The sequence below is a fragment of the Novosphingobium sp. genome (assembly GCF_027531025.1).
Classification (GTDB): Bacteria; Pseudomonadota; Alphaproteobacteria; order Sphingomonadales; family Sphingomonadaceae; genus Novosphingobium.
In genome coordinates, this window is record NZ_JAPZQX010000007.1 from 186493 (window position 1) to 204297 (window position 17805).

At 66.1% G+C, this 17805-nt stretch carries 22 protein-coding genes; 10 read left to right on the forward strand and 12 right to left on the reverse strand.

The genetic code is table 11. The features are described 5' to 3' along the window. The first annotated feature begins 43 nt into the window (after positions 1–43). Positions 44–643, forward strand: a complete 600-nt coding sequence (locus O9281_RS11675; RefSeq protein WP_298185978.1) for a hypothetical protein — start codon at positions 44–46, stop codon at positions 641–643. A gap of 6 nt (positions 644–649) precedes the next feature. Here O9281_RS11675 and O9281_RS11680 read toward each other — a convergent pair whose 3' ends face one another. Further along, on the reverse strand, positions 650–865 hold the full coding sequence (locus tag O9281_RS11680; protein ID WP_298185980.1) for a hypothetical protein: 216 nt from the start codon (positions 863–865) through the stop codon (positions 650–652). Positions 866–960: 95 nt separating this feature from the next. Here O9281_RS11680 and O9281_RS11685 point away from each other — a divergent pair, with 95 nt between their 5' ends. Next, positions 961–1350, forward strand: coding sequence for a hypothetical protein (locus O9281_RS11685; RefSeq protein ID WP_298185982.1), 390 nt, complete (start codon positions 961–963; stop codon positions 1348–1350). A 9-nt stretch (positions 1351–1359) separates the two neighbouring features. Here O9281_RS11685 and O9281_RS11690 read toward each other — a convergent pair whose 3' ends face one another. The 6 genes from O9281_RS11690 to O9281_RS11715 all read right to left on the reverse strand — a co-directional run bounded on the left by O9281_RS11690 (position 1360) and on the right by O9281_RS11715 (position 6064). Next, entirely contained in the window at positions 1360–1602 is a 243-nt protein-coding gene (locus O9281_RS11690) for a hypothetical protein (protein WP_298185984.1), read from the reverse strand. A gap of 70 nt (positions 1603–1672) precedes the next feature. Then, entirely contained in the window at positions 1673–2017 is a 345-nt protein-coding gene (locus tag O9281_RS11695) for a DUF952 domain-containing protein (RefSeq protein ID WP_298185986.1), read from the reverse strand. An 8-nt stretch (positions 2018–2025) separates the two neighbouring features. Further along, positions 2026–2313: a DUF1330 domain-containing protein gene (locus O9281_RS11700; RefSeq protein ID WP_298185989.1), complete on the reverse strand. Its 288-nt coding sequence runs from the start codon at positions 2311–2313 to the stop codon at positions 2026–2028. Between the two features lie 455 nt (positions 2314–2768). Next, on the reverse strand, positions 2769–3821 hold the full coding sequence (locus O9281_RS11705) for a ribonucleotide-diphosphate reductase subunit beta (protein ID WP_298185992.1): 1053 nt from the start codon (positions 3819–3821) through the stop codon (positions 2769–2771). A 54-nt stretch (positions 3822–3875) separates the two neighbouring features. Then, the gene (locus O9281_RS11710) at positions 3876–4079 is read right to left on the reverse strand and encodes a hypothetical protein (protein WP_298185994.1); all 204 of its coding nucleotides are present in this window, start codon (positions 4077–4079) and stop codon (positions 3876–3878) included. 14 nt (positions 4080–4093) lie between these two features. Continuing rightward, complete coding sequence (locus O9281_RS11715) at positions 4094–6064, reverse strand: ribonucleoside-diphosphate reductase subunit alpha (protein ID WP_298186119.1); 1971 nt, start codon at positions 6062–6064, stop codon at positions 4094–4096. A 603-nt stretch (positions 6065–6667) separates the two neighbouring features. Here O9281_RS11715 and O9281_RS11720 point away from each other — a divergent pair. Further along, positions 6668–6928, forward strand: coding sequence for a GlsB/YeaQ/YmgE family stress response membrane protein (locus O9281_RS11720; RefSeq protein ID WP_298185997.1), 261 nt, complete (start codon positions 6668–6670; stop codon positions 6926–6928). Here the strand turns inward: O9281_RS11720 and O9281_RS11725 are convergent. From O9281_RS11725 to O9281_RS11740, 4 genes are all read right to left on the reverse strand, one after another. Beyond that, complete coding sequence (locus O9281_RS11725; RefSeq protein ID WP_298185998.1) at positions 6925–7806, reverse strand: alpha/beta hydrolase; 882 nt, start codon at positions 7804–7806, stop codon at positions 6925–6927. The genes O9281_RS11720 and O9281_RS11725 overlap by 4 nt on opposite strands. Positions 7807–7913: 107 nt before the next feature. Next, positions 7914–8855: a TraB/GumN family protein gene (locus O9281_RS11730; RefSeq protein WP_298186001.1), complete on the reverse strand. Its 942-nt coding sequence runs from the start codon at positions 8853–8855 to the stop codon at positions 7914–7916. Between the two features lie 32 nt (positions 8856–8887). Next, positions 8888–10489 carry an L-aspartate oxidase gene (gene nadB / locus O9281_RS11735; protein WP_298186003.1) on the reverse strand — a complete coding sequence of 534 codons (1602 nt, stop codon included), beginning with the start codon at positions 10487–10489 and terminating at the stop codon, positions 8888–8890. 357 nt (positions 10490–10846) lie between these two features. Continuing rightward, a complete protein-coding gene (locus O9281_RS11740) occupies positions 10847–11791 on the reverse strand; it encodes an ABC transporter ATP-binding protein (protein WP_298186006.1) in 945 nt (314 codons plus the stop codon). Between the two features lie 199 nt (positions 11792–11990). Between O9281_RS11740 and O9281_RS11745 the strand changes: the two genes are divergently transcribed. From O9281_RS11745 to O9281_RS11775, 7 genes are all read left to right on the forward strand, one after another. Next, complete coding sequence (locus tag O9281_RS11745) at positions 11991–12488, forward strand: DUF4402 domain-containing protein (protein WP_298186008.1); 498 nt, start codon at positions 11991–11993, stop codon at positions 12486–12488. A gap of 38 nt (positions 12489–12526) precedes the next feature. Next, complete coding sequence (locus tag O9281_RS11750) at positions 12527–12724, forward strand: zinc-finger domain-containing protein (RefSeq protein ID WP_298186010.1); 198 nt, start codon at positions 12527–12529, stop codon at positions 12722–12724. A gap of 49 nt (positions 12725–12773) precedes the next feature. Beyond that, positions 12774–14207 carry a metalloprotease TldD gene (gene tldD, locus O9281_RS11755; RefSeq protein ID WP_298186011.1) on the forward strand — a complete coding sequence of 478 codons (1434 nt, stop codon included), beginning with the start codon at positions 12774–12776 and terminating at the stop codon, positions 14205–14207. A gap of 75 nt (positions 14208–14282) precedes the next feature. Continuing rightward, the gene (locus O9281_RS11760) at positions 14283–14699 is read left to right on the forward strand and encodes a hypothetical protein (RefSeq protein WP_298186014.1); all 417 of its coding nucleotides are present in this window, start codon (positions 14283–14285) and stop codon (positions 14697–14699) included. A gap of 6 nt (positions 14700–14705) precedes the next feature. Then, entirely contained in the window at positions 14706–15260 is a 555-nt protein-coding gene (locus O9281_RS11765; protein WP_298186016.1) for a DUF924 family protein, read from the forward strand. A gap of 69 nt (positions 15261–15329) precedes the next feature. Beyond that, entirely contained in the window at positions 15330–16571 is a 1242-nt protein-coding gene (locus O9281_RS11770; RefSeq protein ID WP_298186018.1) for a cytochrome P450, read from the forward strand. Next, positions 16571–17212, forward strand: coding sequence for a TetR/AcrR family transcriptional regulator (locus O9281_RS11775; RefSeq protein WP_298186020.1), 642 nt, complete (start codon positions 16571–16573; stop codon positions 17210–17212). The genes O9281_RS11770 and O9281_RS11775 overlap by 1 nt, the downstream gene beginning before the upstream one ends. Here the strand turns inward: O9281_RS11775 and O9281_RS11780 are convergent. After that, positions 17209–17694: a GFA family protein gene (locus tag O9281_RS11780; RefSeq protein ID WP_298186023.1), complete on the reverse strand. Its 486-nt coding sequence runs from the start codon at positions 17692–17694 to the stop codon at positions 17209–17211. The two genes, O9281_RS11775 and O9281_RS11780, sit on opposite strands and share 4 nt — an antisense overlap. Positions 17695–17805: the final 111 nt, after the last annotated feature.

Consider the following 17805-nt stretch of genomic DNA (forward strand, 5'->3'; position numbering starts at 1 on the left):
CCGGCCCTTGCCGGGTGGCGGGCCTGCTGCCACGGTGGGGGGCATGACGCTTCGCCCCCTGCTTGTCGCCCCGCTCGCGCTCCTCGCCGCTTGCCAGACCACCCCGCCTCCTGCCCCGCAGGATGCCTTCTGGAGCGCGCTTTCAAGCCATTGTGGCAAGGCCTATGCCGGGCGGCTGGTGAGCGACGAGGCTGCCGATGCCGAGATGCGCGGGATGGCCATCGCGATGCATGTGCGGAGCTGTTCGGCAGGCGAAATCAAGGTGCCGTTTCACATCCAGCGCGCCGATGGCACCTGGGATCGCAGCCGCACCTGGGTACTGACCAGGACCACCACCGGGGTCCGTCTCAAGCACGACCACCGGCACTCCGATGGCACCAGGGATGCACTCACCATGTACGGCGGGGACACTGAAACGCCCGGCAGCGGCACCGCCCAGGATTTTCCGGTCGATGCCGAATCCATCGCCCTGTTCAAGGCCGAGGGGCGGACCGTGTCGCTGACCAATGTCTGGCGGGTCGAGGTGGAGCAAACCCGCTTTGCCTACCAGCTGACCCGCCAGCCGCCCAACGCGCGCCTGTTCCGGGTTGAGTTCGACCTGACCCGCCCGATCCCCGCGCCGCCTGCCCCCTGGGGACACTGAGCGGGGCTAGTCTCCGCCGCCGCCGTCCCCGCCACCGCTATCGCCGCTGTCCGCGTCATTGCCATCGCGGTCATGGCGTCCGGAGCTGCCGGCATCGCCGCTGCCGGTAGTGCTGCCCGTGCCTGACCGGTCCGGCTGCTTAGCCCCGCCGCGCTTGCGGAAGATCGCCGGGGCGACGGCGATGAACACCACGGCCAGCGCAATCCAGATTGCATATTCCATCGCCAGCTCCTCTCCGGCGCGCTTCCTGGCCGGTCGGATCGCAGCCTAGCCGCGCGACAGGGCGAGGCCAAGCTGCTATGATTGCCCGGATGATCGTGCTCCGCCCTGCGCTGGTCTACTTCGCTGCCATCTTCGCGCTCGGCTTCGTGCTGGGCACGGTCCGCACGCTGTGGCTGGCCCCGGCGATCGGCCCGACCGGCGCGGTCCTTGCCGAACTGCCGGTGATGCTGGCGGCCAGCTGGCTGCTCGCCGGCCGCATCGTCGCCCGCACCGCGCTGCCCCATGCCCGGGCGGCGCTGGCGCTGGGACTGATCGCCCTGGCCCTGCTGCTGGCTGCAGAGCTGGCACTGGCCATGGCCGCCTTTGGCGAGACGCCGGGCGCATGGCTGGCCATCCTGGCCCGCCCGCCCGGTGCCCTGGGGCTGGCCGGGCAAGTGCTGTTCGGCCTGCTGCCGGCGCTCGCCTGGCGCAGGCAGCAGGGCTGAAAGCAGCCGCTATTTTGCCGCCGGGCTGGCCGGTGCCGCCGCCGCGCCGGTGGCGCTGTCGACCGGCACGTTGGTCATCGGCGTTTCAGGCAGGTCCACCTTGACGGCCGGGGTGGCCGGGTTCTCGGTGGTCCATTCGGTCGATTGCGGGGTCGGCTGGCTGGCCTCCGGCTCGGTCGGCTGGTTGTTGCAACCGGCCAGCGCCAGCAGCGCGGGGGCGATCAGGGCGGCGGTCAGGACGGGACGCTTCATCGGGCAGGCTCCTCTTGGTCGGATGGAGCCGCCATCATGCCGCGCCCGCCGCCCCTGTCGCTGATCCCGATCAAGTTTCGCGCACGGATTTCACCGCCGACAGCGGCAGCGCGGCGTAGTGGTGCGGGAACAGCGCCCCGCCACGCGATACCTCCCACCGCACGGCATCGCCCAGCGCGATCAGGTCCACCTCGGCCACCACCAGCCCGGTCTGCCCGGCAAAGTGCTTGTCGATCGTGCCCTGCAACTGGTCGGCGGTGGACATGTGGATATAGCCATCGGCCAGGTCCACCGGCGCGCCGTGAAACTGGCCCTCGGCCGAAAACTGCGCCCACTGCCCGGCGGTCAGCACCTTGAAGGCGGTGCCGGGCAGCTCGGCGGGCGACAATTCGGCGGGCGTCGCATCAGCAGTCACGGGTACGCTCACAGGCCTTGCGTGAGCACCACGCGATAGTCCGCGCCCTGGAAGCGGTGCTTGCGGGCATCCTGGTAAGCGGGCGAATTGTACCAGGCGCGCGCCGCCTCCATGTCGGGAAACTCGATCAGCACACAGCCCGCCGCCTCGGCCCCTTCCAACGTCTCGGTCGCGCCATAGAAGGCCAGCGGCTTGCCCGGATGCCCGGCCAGCGTGCCGCCCGCCTTCTGGCCATAAGTGGCCATGGCCGCGGCATCGTGTTCGCGTTCCTTGATGAAGATGATGTAGGCGCTCATGCAGTCTGTTCCTCTTCCCTGGCCGGTTCTGGCCTGCGCGCACGACCATGGCGGATCGGCAGCGCTTGGCAAGGGGCGGCAAGGGAAATGCCGCCCGTGGATCAGACCTTGGACCGCGCCGTGGACCAATTGGACCACTGTTCAGGGACAAAAAATCCGGCTGGCCCGAAAGCGGCCCGGAACACTGGCAAATCGGCGGAATCAGAAGGCGGGCAGGCAGGCGGTCCATGCCCGCAGCCAGCCATGGAACGGGGGTTGTAGGACAGCGAAATCTAAGGCCGCGAGGTTACGGGTACGAGCGGTTGGCCTTCTGGGTCACACGAAGACACGCTCGCAGCTGCGCAGCTATCCTTGGGATTTTTGGTGTTTGGCTCAAACTTCGGCACCATAACGACCCCCGCGAAGCCTGTTGGCTTCACGGGGGGCTATTTTACTATAGCAGTTATATAAATCGGTTACTCAGCTGCTTGGGTTCCAAACATATCCGGCTCGCTCGCCTCGGCCTCGTTGGCCGCTTCGCCCACGCCCTTGGCCTTGCGGCGGCTGTCGAAGTTCGACCAGACGTCCTGCCAGTTCCCGCGGGTGGCGCCCTTCGAGTATTCGGTCGCGCGGGTTTCGAAGAAGTTGGCGTGTTCCACCCCGTTAAGCAGCGGGGCGAGCCAGGGGAGGGGGTGATCCTCGACCATGTAGATCGCCGGCAGGCCCAGCTGGCCCAGCCGCCAGTCGGCGATGTAGCGGATGTAGCGCTTGATCTCCTTGGGGCTCATCCCCGGCACCGGGCCCTGTTCGAAGGCCAGGTCGATAAAGGCATCTTCCAGCCGCACGGTCTTCTGGCAGCAATCGATGATGTCTTCCTTCACCGCCTTGGTCAGGCAGCCGCGCTCCTTGGTGAAGGCGTGGAACAGCTTGGTGATCCCTTCGCAGTGCAGCGATTCATCGCGCACCGACCAGGACACGATCTGGCCCATCCCCTTCATCTTGTTGAAGCGGGGGAAGTTCATCAGCATGGCGAAGCTGGCGAACAGCTGCAGCCCTTCGGTGAAGCCGCCGAACATGGCCAGCGTGCGGGCGATATCCTCGTCCGTATCGACCCCGAAGGTGTGCAGGTAATCGTGCTTGGCCTTCATCTCCTCGTATTCGAGGAACATGCCGTATTCCGCCTCGGGCATGCCGATGGTGTCAAGCAGGTGGCTGTAGGCCGCGATGTGGACCGTTTCCATGTTGCTGAACGCGGCCAGCATCATCTTGATCTCGGTCGGCTTGAACACCCGGGCGTACTTTTCGTGGTAGCAATCCTGCACCTCGACATCGGCCTGGGTGAAGAAGCGGAAGATCTGGGTGAGCAGGTTGCGCTCGCTCTCGCTGATCTTCTGCGCCCAGTCGCGGCAATCCTCGCCCAGGGGGACTTCCTCGGGCATCCAGTGGATCTGCTGCTGCCGCTTCCAGAACTCGTAGGCCCAGGGATATTCGAAGGGCTTGTAGGTCTTGCGGGCTTCAAGAAGGGGCATCTTACGACTCCGGATGAGCGATCAGGTTATAACACGAAACGGTTGCGGCGGCGCCTAGGGCACAAGCTCCAGCGATTGGGCGCGGGTGAGGAGGACGGTGAGGACAATCGCCGCCAGCCCAAAAGCGAGCAGCATGGTCCCCGCGATCCGCCGCGCATAGCGGGCGGCATCGCCGGGCGCGGGCCGGGTCAGCACGGCCAGGCCCAGCAGGGCCGAAACCCCGCCGACCGAGGCCAGCGCGATCCGCCCGGCGTCCATGCCCTATGCCGCCATCACTGGCACGCGAGGCATTCCTCGTAATCGGTGGCGGCGGCGAGTTCCATGACGGGGGCGTCGGCGGTGTTGTCCGCCTCTACCCCGCCGGCGAACCCGGCGCGCTGAACCGACTTGGAGCGCAGGTAATAGAGCGACTTGATGCCCTTCTCCCAGGCCTGGAAGTGCAGCATCATCAGGTCCCACTTGTCGACATCGGCCGGGATATAGAGGTTAAGGCTCTGCGCCTGGTCGATATAGGGGGTGCGATCGGCCGCGAATTCGAGCAGCCAGCGCTGGTCGATCTCGAAGCTGGTCTTGTAGACCGCCTTTTCCTCTGGCGAGAGGAAATCGAGGTGCTGGACCGAACCGCCGCGTTCCAGGATCGAGTTCCAGACGTTGGTCGAATCCTTGCTCTTCGAAGCCAGCAGCTTTTCCAGGTAGGGGTTCTTGACCACGAAGGAGCCCGACAGGGTCTTGTGGGTATAGATATTGGCCGGGATCGGCTCGATGCAGGCGCTGGTGCCGCCGCAGATGATCGAGATCGACGCGGTCGGCGCGATGGCCATCTTGCAGCTGAAGCGCTGCATCACGCCCATGTCGGCGGCATCGGGGCAGGCGCCCCGTTCCTGGGCCAGCAGCAGCGAGGCCTCATCGGCCTTGGCGGCGATGTGCTTGAACATCTTGAGGTTCAGCGCCTTGGCCATCGCGCTTTCAAAGGCGATGCCCTTCTGCTGCAGGAACGAGTGGAAGCCCATCACGCCCATGCCGACCGACCGCTCGCGCGCGGCGGAATACTTGGCGCGGGCCATCTCGTCCGGCGCGCGGTCGATATAGTCCTGCAGCACGTTGTCGAGGAAGCGCAGCACGTCCTCGATGAAGCGCTCGTCCTTGTTCCACTCGTCCCAGGTTTCGAGGTTGAGCGACGACAGGCAGCAGACCGCGGTACGATCGTTGCCAAGGTGGTCGATCCCGGTGGGGAGCGTGATTTCCGAGCAGAGGTTCGAGGTCGAGACCTTCAGCCCCAGGTCGCGGTGATGCTTGGGCATCATCCGGTTCACCGTGTCGGAGAAGACGATGTAGGGCTCACCCGTGGCGAGGCGGGTTTCGACCAGCTTCTGGAACAGGCTGCGGGCATCGACCGTGCCGCGCACCGACCCGTCCTTGGGGCTGCGCAGGTGGAACTCGGCGCCATCGCGCACGGCTTCCATGAACTCGTCGGTCAGCAGCACGCCGTGGTGCAGGTTGAGCGCCTTGCGGTTGAAATCGCCCGAAGGCTTGCGGATTTCGAGGAACTCCTCGATCTCCGGGTGGCTGACGTCGAGATAGCAGGCGGCCGAACCGCGCCGCAGCGAACCCTGCGAGATCGCGAGGGTCAGGCTGTCCATCACGCGGACGAAGGGGATGATCCCGCTGGTCTTGCCGTTGAGGCCAACCGGCTCGCCGATCCCGCGGACCTGGCCCCAATAGGTGCCGATCCCGCCGCCGCGCGAGGCCAGCCAGACGTTCTCGTTCCAGGTGCCGACGATGCCTTCGAGGCTGTCCGACACCGAGTTCAGGTAGCACGAGATCGGCAGGCCGCGCCCGGTGCCGCCGTTCGAAAGGACTGGGGTTGCCGGCATGAACCACAGCTTCGAGACATAGTCATAAAGCCGCTGGGCGTGCGCCTCGTCATCGGCATAGGCATCGGCCACGCGGGCGAACAGGTCCTGATACCGCTCACCGGGCAGCAGGTAGCGGTCGTCCAGCGTTTCCTTGCCGAAATCGGTCAGCAGGGCATCGCGGGCGTGATCGACCTCGATCTGGAAGCGGCGCGGCTGGACCGACTTGGAATCATCGAGCTTCGGTGCCGCCACGGCCTTGGCCAGGGCATCCGCCGCCGCCTGGGCCACCAGTGCTTCCGAACCGAGATCCGCCTTGTCCGTCATGCTCACCGCCGGGCTGCTGCCCGCCTCCTTCTTCTTCGTCTTGACCGGGGCATCTGCCGCCATCCCGCCTGCCGCCATCATTGCATCCAATTCGCCCATTGTCGGCTCGTCCCCGGACCTGAATTCCACTTGCTGCCCCCGTCTTCCTGTTGTCAGTTCCGCGCGTTTCCGCCGGTCTGTGATGTTCCACATTCGTTCGAATCGGCAGCCAAGCCACCATCCTACCAAACCGGGCGAACAAACGGCGAAAAACTTATCCCCAATCGTTCCCCAGACCTGCCCTTCAGGGGGTTGCTACCGGACCGAATCCGCTCCCGTCCGCGCTATCCGCGGGCCAGGGAATGAATCTAGGTCTAGAGGTCCCCCCAAGTGCCGGACCACTATCAATAGTGCCCAATCGCGAATCCGGCGCAAGAGGGTAAATCTGGCGTTCATCTTGTTCAGGGGTGGTTTCGGCCGATCCGGCACCTTTCGCATTGCAGCGACGCGCGGGAAACTGGGCACTGGTGCGCGGCGCAAGAGTCAAAGTGAATCTGTGAAAAAATTTTTGTCCGGGGAGAGGGGGTCCGGCGCCTTGACTAAGGATAGAATCGCACCCGGCAACGATCTTGCGCGGTCGACTGCAAGGGCTAGTTTGCACTTCCCCTTAGAAGGAGCGCAACCAACATGGTCAACCTGATCGGAATCATCGCCTCGGGCCTGTTCGTCGGCGTGCTCGCCCGGTACTTCTATCCCGGCGCGGTTGACCTCGGGTTCGGGATGACCGTGCTGCTGGGCGTGGGCGGGGCGCTGGTGGTGGGCCTGATCGCCAACCTGACCAGCGGCCGCCCCCTGCGCGACGGGTTCAACCGCGCTGGCTGCTTTTCCTCGCTGCTGGGGGCGATGCTGCTGATCTACATCGGCCGTCAGCTGGGCTGGGGGTTTTAGCGCGCCACTCCGGCGATTGCGTCGGCCACTTCGTCGACCAGCTCGAGCGGCAGGTCGTGGCCCATGCCGGGAATCTCGTGCAGGCGAGCGCCGGGGATGTGCGCGGCGGTGTCGCGCCCGCCTTCGACCCGGACCAGCGGATCGTCGACGCCGTGGATCACCAGGGCCGGTGCCTTGACCCGCTTCAGCCGCTCGCGTCGGCAGCCATCGTCGATGATCGCAGCGAGCTGGCGGGTCGAGCCGGTGGGGTGGAAGCTGCGGTGGAAATCGCGGGTGATCCGTTCGACCAGCCGGTCTTCGGGCGCGGGATAAGCCGGGCTGCCGATCGCGCGGGCAATGCGGGTCACATGGGGGACAATCTCGTCCAGCGTGGCATTGGCGGGCGGCGGGGTGGTCAGCGCCTTGAAGGCCTCGGGCCGGGCGGGCGGCACGCGGCGGTTGCCGGTGGTCGACATGATCGAAGTCAGCGACAGGATCCGCTCCGGCCAGGTTGCCGCCACAAGTTGCGCGATCATCCCGCCCATCGAGGCGCCGACCACATGGGCGCGCTCGATCTCCAGCGCATCGAGCAGACCCACGGCATCGGCGGCCATGTCGGTCAGCCGGTAGGGCAGCTTCGGGCGCAGGCCGAACAGCCGCATCAGCGCCACCTTGCGGATATTGGGCACACCATCGTCGGTGAACTTGGTCGACAGCCCGATATCGCGGTTGTCATAGCGGATCACATGATAGCCGCGTGCCACCAGCGCCTCGACCAGCTCGATCGGCCAGAGCGTCAGCTGGGCGCCCAGCCCCATGACCAGCAGCAGCGGCGGATGGGCGGGATCGCCATAGGCTTCGTATTCAAGGTTGATTCCGTTGGCGGCGATCTGCGGCATCTGTTTCTTCTCCCCAACCCCCATCATGCCCGGCAATGCGGGAACCCGGGGCTTCATCGCAAACCAAGCTGAATTGTTCCGCCAGATCAAGCCAGCAGTGCCGAACCTTACTGGATAGCTGGCTTGTCCGGTGCCGTGGGTAGCGAAGGCGATCCTGCCAAGCGCCATTCGGGGCCGCTGATGACCAGACCCTGGGTCTCGAGCCGGTCCAGAACTCCGTCTGGCTCAGCCAGGACCCGCAGCGGAGCAACCGCCAGGGTAACCCCATCCAGCTGCGCGGCGCGATTGATCGCCGTGATCCACTGGCCGCGCAGTTCGCCGCCGACCGACTGGTCGGCCCAGGGCCAGCACTGCCCCAGCGCCTGCTCCAGCGGGTTGGCCATGACTGCCGGCACGTCATAGGCGCGCCAGTCCGCGCCGCGCCGGGCAATCAGCTCCGGGCCGATTTCGGTCGCGGTCATCGCCGCATCGAGACAGGTCAGGTGCGTGGTGGGTGCTGCTTCGGCCAGGCTGTCGAGCATGTCCTCGCCGCGCATGGTCCCGACCGGCTCGGTCGGGACTTTCGCCTTGCGTGCGGCCTTCTCCACGACATCGGAGGCATCCTTGCCGGTATCGCGGGTGAAGCCGAGCCGGCGCGCCAGCAAGTCGAACGAAGTCATCAGGAAGCTGGAGCGGGAATAGTCCTTCTCGTACTTTTGCTCGAGCGCGCCAAGGCGGCGCTGGCGGGTTTCGTCGAGATAGTCCCTGGCCAGGGTGTCCTTGGGCAGCCTGGTGATCTTGCCGCCGGCAAAGATGATGCGGAACAGGTCGCCAGGCGAAAACTTGGCCTTGACTCCCAGGATCACGCGATCGGATGCGGCCGTGGCTTCTTCAAGCTGGTCGGGAAACCATGGCGTCGCCTTGGGCACGGCCTGGATCTCGCCGACCAGCACGATTGTTCCGCGCGCTGTCTCGATGGTCCACATCGGCGCGCCGGATCGCTGCGCGGTAACCACGATCTCGTTCGTTGCCGCATCGCCACTGGCCCAGGCCGGAGCAGTACAGGCCAAGGCGCAGGCTGCCAGTATGGCGCGCGCAGACCTTATGGCATCAGCACCGTATCGCGGGCCTCGGGCAGCAGTTCGGGGTAGTCGAGGATGAAGTGCAGCCCGCGGCTTTCCTTGCGGGCAAGGGCCGAGCGGACGATCAATTGTGCGCATTGCAGCAGGTTCCTCAACTCAATCAGATCGGTGGAGACGCGGAAGTGGCCGTAGTAATCGTCCACTTCCTCCATCAACAGCGCGATCCGATGAGCTGCACGCTCAAGCCGTTTAGTGGTGCGCACGATGCCGACATAGTTCCACATGAAGCGGCGGATCTCGGTCCAGTTCTGCTGGATCACCACTTCCTCGTCGCTGTCGGTCACCCGGCTTTCGTCCCAGGCGCGGACCGGCGGGGGTGCGGCGAATTCATCCCAGCGGGCCAGGATATCGGCCGCCGCCGCCTCGCCGAAGACGAAGCATTCGAGCAGGGAATTGGAGGCCAGGCGATTGGCGCCGTGCAGGCCGCTTTCGGTGCATTCGCCCGCGGCATAGAGCCCCGGCAGGTCGGTCCGGCCGTTGAGGTCGATCACGATCCCGCCGCAGGTATAGTGCTGTGCGGGCACGACCGGGATCGGTTCCTTCGTCATGTCGATGCCCAGCCCCAGTAGCTTCTCGTGAATGTTGGGGAAATGCTCGCGCACGAATTCGGGCGGCTGATGGCTGATGTCGAGGTGGACATAGTCCAGCCCGTCGCGCTTGATCTCGCTGTCGTTGGCCCGCGCCACGATATCGCGCGGGGCCAGTTCGGCGCGCGCGTCATAGTCGGGCATGTAGCGGTGGCCGGTCCTGGGATTGAGCAGGCGGCCCCCTTCGCCGCGCACCGCCTCGGTGATCAGGAAGTTCTTGATCGAGAGGTTGTAGAGGCAGGTCGGGTGGAACTGCATCATTTCCATGTTGCCGACGCGGCAGCCCGCGCGCCAGGCCATGGCAATGCCATCGCCGGTCGCGCCGCGCGGGGCGGTGCTGAACTGGTAGACGCGGCCCGCCCCACCGGTGGCGAGGATCGTGGCGCGGGCGGTATGGGCCTCAACCTGGCCGGTCGCCTCATTCAGGGCATAGACGCCCCAGACCCGGCCCGAGCCGGAATAGCGTTCCTCGTGCCGGCCGGTGATCAGGTCGATCGCCGCGCGGCCGGACAACAGGGTGATGTTGGGATGATCCTCCGCCGCCTTGACCAGCGCGGACTGCACCGCCCAGCCGGTGGCATCGGCCACGTGGACGATGCGGCGGTGGCTGTGCCCGCCTTCGCGCGTGAGGTGCAGGTTGGGCCCATCGGTGTTGAACGGCACGCCCAGGTCGATCAGCCGGTCGATCGCATGGGGTGCGCGTTCGACCACGAATTCGACCGTTTCGATCCGGTTGAGGCCCGCGCCCGCGACCATGGTGTCGCGGATATGGTCCTCGAAGGTATCGCCTGCGTCGAGCACGGCGGCGATCCCGCCCTGGGCCCAGGCAGTGGAGCCGCCGGTCAGGCTGCCCTTGGCCAGGACCAGCACTTTCAGCCGATCGGCCAGGGCCAGCGCCGCGGTCAGCCCGGCCGCGCCGGAGCCGACGATGATCACGTCGTGAGGCGACAGCGGCTGGGCGGGGCTATGCGACATCGCCTCCCTTTGCCCGCGCGGTGCGGCACCGACAAGGGCAAAGCCCGCTGGCCGCTACGGGATTAAGGCCCGGCGTCAGGACTTTCATTGTCCTGTCATTATTTATACGTATGTATGCGTGATTAGGCGAATCGGATAGGGCGCTGCCGATTGGCCTGTGGTGCGCAGTCCTTGCGCGTTTCTACTTCGTGAGCTGTTCGATGGCCCTGTCGATACCCCTGTGCCTGTTCAATCGTCACCGCCCGAAGCATGGTACGGTCGCCTGGGACGGACGCGGCTATGTCGGCACTTGCCGCCACTGCGGAACCGATATCATCCGCCAGCGCCGCCGCCTGTGGCGCCGTATCGGCACCGAGCCTACGAACTTGTCAGACTGACGAACACGTCCTCGAGGTCGGCCTCGCGGGTGGAGACATCGACGATCGCAAAGCCCATCGACTGGACCAGCGAAAGCACTTCGCCTGCGTTGGTCTTGTCCTTGTCGTACGTGATCTCCAGCGTGAGCTCGCCGGCCTGCTCGCATTTCAGGAAGGCTGCGTGGCTGGGGCAGGTTTCGATCGTCTTGTCGACGGTCACCACCACCACCTTTTCCCGCGCCATTTCCACCAGCTCGCGGGTCGGCTTGTTGGCGATCAGTTCGCCGTGGTTGATGATGGCGATGCGCTGGCAGAGCTGCTCGGCCTCTTCGAGGTAGTGGGTGGTCAGCACCACGGTGACGCCTTGCGCGTTGAGTTCGCTGACCAGTTCCCACAGCTGGCGGCGCAGCTCCACATCGACCCCGGCGGTCGGTTCATCCAGCACGATTACCGGCGGCTGGTGGACCAGCGCCTTCGCGATCAGCAGGCGGCGCTTCATGCCCCCCGACAGGGTGCGGGCATAGGCATTGGCCTTGTCGCTCAGGTGCACTTGCCCCAGCAGTTCCAGGCTGCGCCGCGCGGCCTTGGGCACGCCATAGAGCCCGGCCTGGATATCCAGCACCTCCACGGGCGTGAAGAAGGGGTCGAAGACGATTTCCTGCGGCACGATGCCGATCGCCCGCTTGGCGTTGCGGGGGTCGGAATCGATATCGAAACCCCAGATTTCCGCCGTCCCGCTGGTCTTCATCACCAGCCCGGCCAGGATGTTGATAAGGGTCGACTTGCCCGCGCCATTGGGGCCGAGCAGGCCGAAGATCTCGCCCTGGGGCACGTCGAAGGACACGCCCTTGAGGGCCAGTTTACCCTCACCCCCGTTTTCCCTGGGACCAGCGGGGGCATAACGCTTGACGAGATCGCGGATACGGATGGCGGCGGGCTGGCTCATGTCCGCGCTCTTGCGGCAGGATTGGCCCAAGGTAAAGCCCCGCCGGGCCGCGGTTGTTTACCGGTCCGTTAACCATCCTCGCTATGCATGGCTTCATGGGCTGCACGCTAGGGCCATTGCGATGACTTGGGGGGACCTTGCCAACAAGCCGGTGAGCCGGACAGTGCGCGCATGTTGCGCGGCGCTGGCTTGCGCCTTGATGGCAGCCACTCCGGCCCGCGCCGACACGGCCACGACCACTGCCACGGCTCAGGCGATCATCGTCGCGCCGCTGTCGCTGGTAGCGAATCAGACCATGAACTTCGGCCGGATCGCCCCCACTCCGGCGGGCGGCACGGTGGTGCTCAATCCCGATACCAATGCCTGCACCACCACCGGCACCATTGTGCGCGTGGGAACCTGCCGACCGGCAGAGTTTTCCGGCATGGGGGTGCGGCGGATGCGTGTACGGATCACCCTGCCCACCACGATCACCCTGACCCGCGTCGGCGGGGGCGGAACGATGACGGTGAACAACCTTGCGCTGGATCCCACGCCGGACCTGGTCCCCATTGGCAATGGCAACAGCCGCCGCTGGGAAATCCAGCCGAACAACGGCATCTTCGACTTCCGCGTCGGCGGCACCCTCAATGTCGGCGCGAACCAGGCGGGGGGAACCTACGACGGCACCTTCGTTGTCACGGTGCAGTATCAGTAGTCTGGAAATCGCCGCGCTGCCCTGCTAGGGGGCGGCGCATGAGCCAGCAGCCCGAAACCGCCTTCGTCACCACCACCCGCGTTTCCTGCGACGGCGCCTCGGATATTCCGGGCGGCGCGGCGCTGGGCCATCCGCGCGTCTGGCTGGAAATCGACGAGAAGGGCTATGTCGATTGCGGCTATTGCGACAAGCGCTTCGTGCTGAAGGGTGGCCCGGCCGACCAGCAGGCGGCCTGATCGCGTTTCAGCCTATGGCGCTTGGGATCAGAGCGCCTATATCTGCGGCATGACCACTGCCGACCCCCGCTCGCTCCTGTACCGCCAGCTCGATCCCGCCCGCGCCGCGGAGCTCACCCGCCAGGCGCTCAGCCGCTGCGACGATGGCGAGCTTTACCTGCAATTTACCGCCAGCGAGATGTTCGGGTTCGACGATGGCCGGCTCAAGACGGCGGACTATTCGCGCGATGCCGGCTTCGGCCTGCGCGGCGTTTCGGGCGAGATGACCGGCTTTGCCCATGCCAACGAGATCAGCGAGGCGGCCATCCGCCGCGCCGCGCAGACGCTGGAACTGCTCGATCCGGCCGCCGGGCCGATCGCCGCTCCGCCGCGCGCCAGCAATGTCCGGCTCTATACCGATGCCTCGCCGCTTGACCTGATCCCCTTTGCCGAGAAGGTGAAGCTGCTCGAAACGATCGATGCCGCCGCCCGCGCCCGCGATCCGCGCGTGGTACAGGTGTCCGCCAGCCTGGCGGCCAGCTGGTCGGTGGTGGAAATCGTCCGCCCCGATGGCTTTGTCGCCACTGACGTGCGCCCGCTGGTGCGGCTCAATGTCGGGATCGTCGCCGAAAGCAACGGGCGGCGCGAAACCGGCAGCTTCGGGATCGGTGGGCGGCGGCTCTATGACGATCTCGTCGCCCCCGAAACCTGGAGCCGCGCGATCGACAGCGCGCTGGCCCAGGCCCTCACCAACCTTGAAAGCGTGGCGGCCCCGGCGGGCGAGATGACCGTGCTGCTCGGCCCCGGCTGGCCTGGCGTGCTGCTGCACGAGGCGGTCGGGCATGGCCTTGAGGGCGATTTCAACCGCAAGGGCACCAGTGCCTTTTCCGGCCGGATCGGCCAGCGGGTGGCTGCCCCCGGCGTGACCGTGGTCGACGATGGCACCATGCTGGGCGTGAACGGCCAGGGCCGGCGTGGCTCGCTCTCGATCGATGACGAGGGTACCCCGACCAGCGAGACCGTGCTGATCGAGGACGGGATCCTGAAGGGCTACATGCAGGACCGGCTCAATGCCCGGCTGATGGGCGTGGCCCCCACCGGCAACGGGCGGCGCGAGAGCTATGCCCATGCGCCGATGCCGCGGATGACCAACACCTTCATGCGCGGCGGGAACGACGATCCGGCCGAACTGCTGAGCCGGGTCAAGAAGGGCATCTTCGCCAAGAGCTTTGGCGGCGGGCAGGTCGATATCGTCTCGGGCAAGTTCGTGTTCTCCTGCACCGAAGCCTACCTGGTCGAGAACGGCAAGCTGGGTGCGCCGATCAAGGGCGCCACGCTGATCGGCGACGGGCCGACCGTGCTCACCAGGGTCAGCGGCATCGGCAACGACCTGGCGCTCGACGAAGGCGTGGGCGTCTGCGGCAAGGGCGGCCAGTCGGTCCCCGCCGGGGTAGGCCAGCCCACCTTGCTGATCGATGGGCTGACCGTGGGCGGCACGGCCTAGGCTGCGGTCAGGTCTGTCAGGCGCGGTTCAGGATTTTGTGCTAAGCTTGCGCCCGCGTTCAGAACGGAGATTCCCATGCGTGCCCACGCCCCCAAGCTTGCCATTGCCCTTGCCGCCACAGCGCTGGTCGCCGGTGGTGCTGCGCTGGAAGCAAAGCCCCGGCTGACCCCGGAACAGCGGCTCGAAAAGCTGCTTGAAGGGCGCGAGGCGGGCAAGCCGACCAGCTGCATCTCGCTGGCCGACAGCCGCGATCTGGAGATCCTCGATGGCGTCGCGCTGGTCTATCGCTCGGGATCGACGCTTTATGTCAACCGTCCGCAGAACCCGAAGGATCTCGATTCGGACGATATCCTGGTGACCCGCCCCTCGGGCAGCCAGCTGTGCCGGCTCGACATGGTCCACACCGTCGATCGCACCAGCTATTTCATCACCGGGTTCATCAACCTGGGTGATTTCGTCCCCTATCGCAAGGTCAAGCCAGCGGACAAGTAAGGCATCGTGGCGCTGGTCCCGCGCCGCTGGGCGGCGGACCTGCTTCACGTCTGGTTCCACCGGCTTCGCCCGCCGCAGTGGTTCATGCGCGACGATGCCGTCGATGCGCTGTTGCGCCGCCGCTTCGCCCACCTGCTGACCGGTTTGGCCCGGCGACCGGCGTGTGAATTCCTGTGCGATCCCCTCACCGCCCGCGCCGCGATCCTGCTGTTCGACCAGGTGCCCCGCAACAGCTTCCGTGACAGTCCGCGTGCCTTCGCGACCGACCGGCTGGCTGCGGCCATCGCGCGCGGTGCCCTGGCCCGCGGCTGGGACTGGCGGCTGAGCCGCGCCCAGCGCCAGTTCCTGCTGCTGCCGCTAATGCACAGCGAGGCGATTGCCGACCAGCGCCTGTCGCTGCGCCGCTTTGCCGCCAATGGCGATGCCGGGCGGCGCGGCTTTGCAGCCAGCCATTACCGGATGATCGCGCGGTTCGGCCGCTTCCCGCACCGCAACGCCGTGCTCGGCCGTCGCTCCACCCCGGCCGAGGAGAGGGCCGTGGCGGCGGGACACGCCTGGTAGCGGCTTGACTCGATCCTCGCACTCGGGCATTTAGGGTTCATACCCTAAAAACGGGGAGAGGGGAAAGCCATGGCTACTGCTGCAATCGATCGCGCCGCCGATCCGTTCGACGTCTCGCGCCCGGAACTCTATGCCGAGGATACCTTTGAAGAGGTGTTCCGCCGCCACCGGGCCGAGGCGCCAATCCATTACGTCAGCGATTCGGGCTTCGGTCCCTACTGGTCGATCAGCACCTACAAGCCGATCGTCTATGTCGAGGCCCTGCCGAAGATCTTTTCGTCAAGCTGGGAGCGCGGCGGGATCGCAATCTCAGGCAATCCAAAGCTGGCCGAAGAATACAACATGCGTGAGCCGATGTTCATCGCGATGGACCCGCCGCAGCATACGGCCCAGCGTCGTACCGTGGCCCCCAGCTTCGGCCCGTCCGAAGTGGCGGCGATGAAGGCCGAATGCGCCGCGCGGACCGGCGAGGTGCTGGACAGCCTGCCGGTCGGCCAGCCCTTCGACTGGGTGCAGCGCGTCTCGATCGAGCTGACCACGGGCATGCTGGCCAAGCTGTTCGGCTATCCCTGGGAGCAGCGCCACCATCTGACCGAATGGTCGGACTTCGGCGGCGATGTCGAGCTGATCAAGAACCCGGCCACGATTGAGCTGCGCCTCGCCAAGATGCAGGAAATGGGCATGGCCTTTGCCGCGCTGTGGCAGGACCGCATGGCCAATCCCGGCGGCAAGGACCTGATCTCGGTCATGTTGCGGTCCGACGCGATGAAGGAAATGGCGCCGGAGGAATTCATCGGCAACCTGATCCTGCTGATCGTCGGCGGCAATGACACGACCCGCAATTCGATGTCGGCCTATGCCTATGGCCTCAACAAGTATCCCGAAGAGCGGGCCAAGCTGGAAGCCGATCCGGGGCTGATCCCCAATGCGGTGCAGGAACTGATCCGCTGGCAGACCCCGCTGTCGCACATGCGCCGCACGGCCACCGAAGATACCGAGCTTGAGGGACACAAGATCAAGGCCGGCGATGCGGTGGTGATGTGGTACATTTCCGCCAACCGCGACGAAAGCGTGTTCACCGATGGCGAGCACATCCGCGTCGACCGCGAGAATGCCCGGCGGCACCTGTCGTTCGGCTATGGCATCCATCGCTGCGTTGGTGCCCGCGTAGCCGAACTGCAACTGCTCACCCTGCTGGAAGAGATGGCCAAGCGGCGGCTGCGGGCGAACGTGATTGGCGAGCCGACCCGCGTGCCGGCCTGCTTCGTGCACGGTTACAAATCGCTCACGGTCGAGCTATCGCGCTACTGATGAAAACCCGCGATCGCATCCTGGTCACCGCGCAAAGCCTGTTCAACGAGGTCGGCTATGGCGCGGTGACCACCGCCCTGCTGGCCGAACGGCTGGGCATTGCCGAAGGCAACCTGTGGTATCACTTCAAGACCAAGCGGGCCTTGCTCGATGCGATCGGCGAACGCTTCGCCACCGCGATCGAGGCGCGGCTGGCACTGGTTCCCCAGGGCGATCCGCTGGGCGACTATGCCCGGCTGCTGCGGGCGATGATGACCGAATTCCGCGACTTCCGCTTCCTCTATCGCGATCAGTCCGCCTATGGCGACCATGCCGAAGTGATTGCGGCCGGAGCCAGCGGCTGGACCCGGCGCAGCTTTGCCCAGATCGAGGCCCACCTGGCCGCACTGGTCGAGGCCGGGCTGCTCGACTGGCCGCGCGAACGGCTGGCGGATCTGGCGATCAACGCCACGATCCTGCTGCGCTTTGGCCTGGAGCATGAGCGCGAGATGGGCACGCCCACCGCCAGCGGCACCGGCGCGGTACGCCGCATCCTGCTGCGGCACTTGACCCTGTTCGAACATGCACTCGATCCCGCCGCCGCCCGACAACTCAAGGCCGAGATCGAGCGGATCGAGGCGGAAGAACCGCTGGCGGCCTAGGGCCAGACCGCCGTATCGTGATCGGGATGCTGGCGATTGCTGGCCTTGATCGCTGCGGCCCAGTCGGCTTGGCTCGGCTGTTCGGTCTCGCCATGATCCGGAACAGCGGCCAGGTCAAAGAACCAGGGCATCCGGCCTTCGGTGCCATCGTGGCTGATTGGCCGGAACAGGACCGGATCGTCCAGCGAACCCAGCGTCACCGAGATGTGATCGCCCGCCAGGTTCTCATAAAGCAGCGGGGTGCCGCAGGCGGCGCAAAACCCCCGGTCAACCTGGGCGGATGACCGCCAGCGGGCCGCCTGCCCCCGCGTCCAGACCAGGGCATCGCGCGGGGCGGAAACCAGCGCGGCGAACAGCCCGCCGACCGCCTTCTGGCACATCCGGCAATGGCACAGGTGGGCATTGTCCAGCACTGCGCTGGCCCGATACCGTACCGCGCCGCACTGGCATCCGCCGGTGATGGTCCGTTCGATCCGCTGCATCAGACTTTCCTTCCTGGTCCTCGTGGCACAGGCCTAACGCGAGCTGGTGCGATGGCAAACGGGGTATTCGTATGTTGCGATGCGGCCTGGCCTGGCTGCTTTGCCCTGACC

Bases quoted from the DNA above. Each gene is read 5' to 3' on its own strand.
- O9281_RS11725 (WP_298185998.1), bottom strand. From the start codon at position 7,806: ATGCCGCAGATCGCCGCCAACGGAATCAACCTTGAATACGAAGCCTAT.
- O9281_RS11705 (WP_298185992.1), bottom strand. From the start codon at position 3,821: ATGCCCCTTCTTGAAGCCCGCAAGACCTACAAGCCCTTCGAATATCCC.
- O9281_RS11760 (WP_298186014.1), top strand. From the start codon at position 14,283: ATGCGTGCCCACGCCCCCAAGCTTGCCATTGCCCTTGCCGCCACAGCG.
- O9281_RS11740 (WP_298186006.1), bottom strand. From the start codon at position 11,791: ATGAGCCAGCCCGCCGCCATCCGTATCCGCGATCTCGTCAAGCGTTAT.
- nadB (WP_298186003.1), bottom strand. From the start codon at position 10,489: ATGTCGCATAGCCCCGCCCAGCCGCTGTCGCCTCACGACGTGATCATC.
- O9281_RS11675 (WP_298185978.1), top strand. From the start codon at position 44: ATGACGCTTCGCCCCCTGCTTGTCGCCCCGCTCGCGCTCCTCGCCGCT.
- O9281_RS11750 (WP_298186010.1), top strand. From the start codon at position 12,527: ATGAGCCAGCAGCCCGAAACCGCCTTCGTCACCACCACCCGCGTTTCC.
- O9281_RS11715 (WP_298186119.1), bottom strand. From the start codon at position 6,064: ATGGCGGCAGATGCCCCGGTCAAGACGAAGAAGAAGGAGGCGGGCAGC.
- O9281_RS11680 (WP_298185980.1), bottom strand. From the start codon at position 865: ATGGAATATGCAATCTGGATTGCGCTGGCCGTGGTGTTCATCGCCGTC.
- O9281_RS11745 (WP_298186008.1), top strand. From the start codon at position 11,991: ATGGCAGCCACTCCGGCCCGCGCCGACACGGCCACGACCACTGCCACG.
- O9281_RS11710 (WP_298185994.1), bottom strand. From the start codon at position 4,079: ATGGACGCCGGGCGGATCGCGCTGGCCTCGGTCGGCGGGGTTTCGGCC.
- O9281_RS11780 (WP_298186023.1), bottom strand. From the start codon at position 17,694: ATGCAGCGGATCGAACGGACCATCACCGGCGGATGCCAGTGCGGCGCG.
- O9281_RS11775 (WP_298186020.1), top strand. From the start codon at position 16,571: ATGAAAACCCGCGATCGCATCCTGGTCACCGCGCAAAGCCTGTTCAAC.
- tldD (WP_298186011.1), top strand. From the start codon at position 12,774: ATGACCACTGCCGACCCCCGCTCGCTCCTGTACCGCCAGCTCGATCCC.
- O9281_RS11720 (WP_298185997.1), top strand. From the start codon at position 6,668: ATGGTCAACCTGATCGGAATCATCGCCTCGGGCCTGTTCGTCGGCGTG.
- O9281_RS11690 (WP_298185984.1), bottom strand. From the start codon at position 1,602: ATGAAGCGTCCCGTCCTGACCGCCGCCCTGATCGCCCCCGCGCTGCTG.
- O9281_RS11700 (WP_298185989.1), bottom strand. From the start codon at position 2,313: ATGAGCGCCTACATCATCTTCATCAAGGAACGCGAACACGATGCCGCG.
- O9281_RS11770 (WP_298186018.1), top strand. From the start codon at position 15,330: ATGGCTACTGCTGCAATCGATCGCGCCGCCGATCCGTTCGACGTCTCG.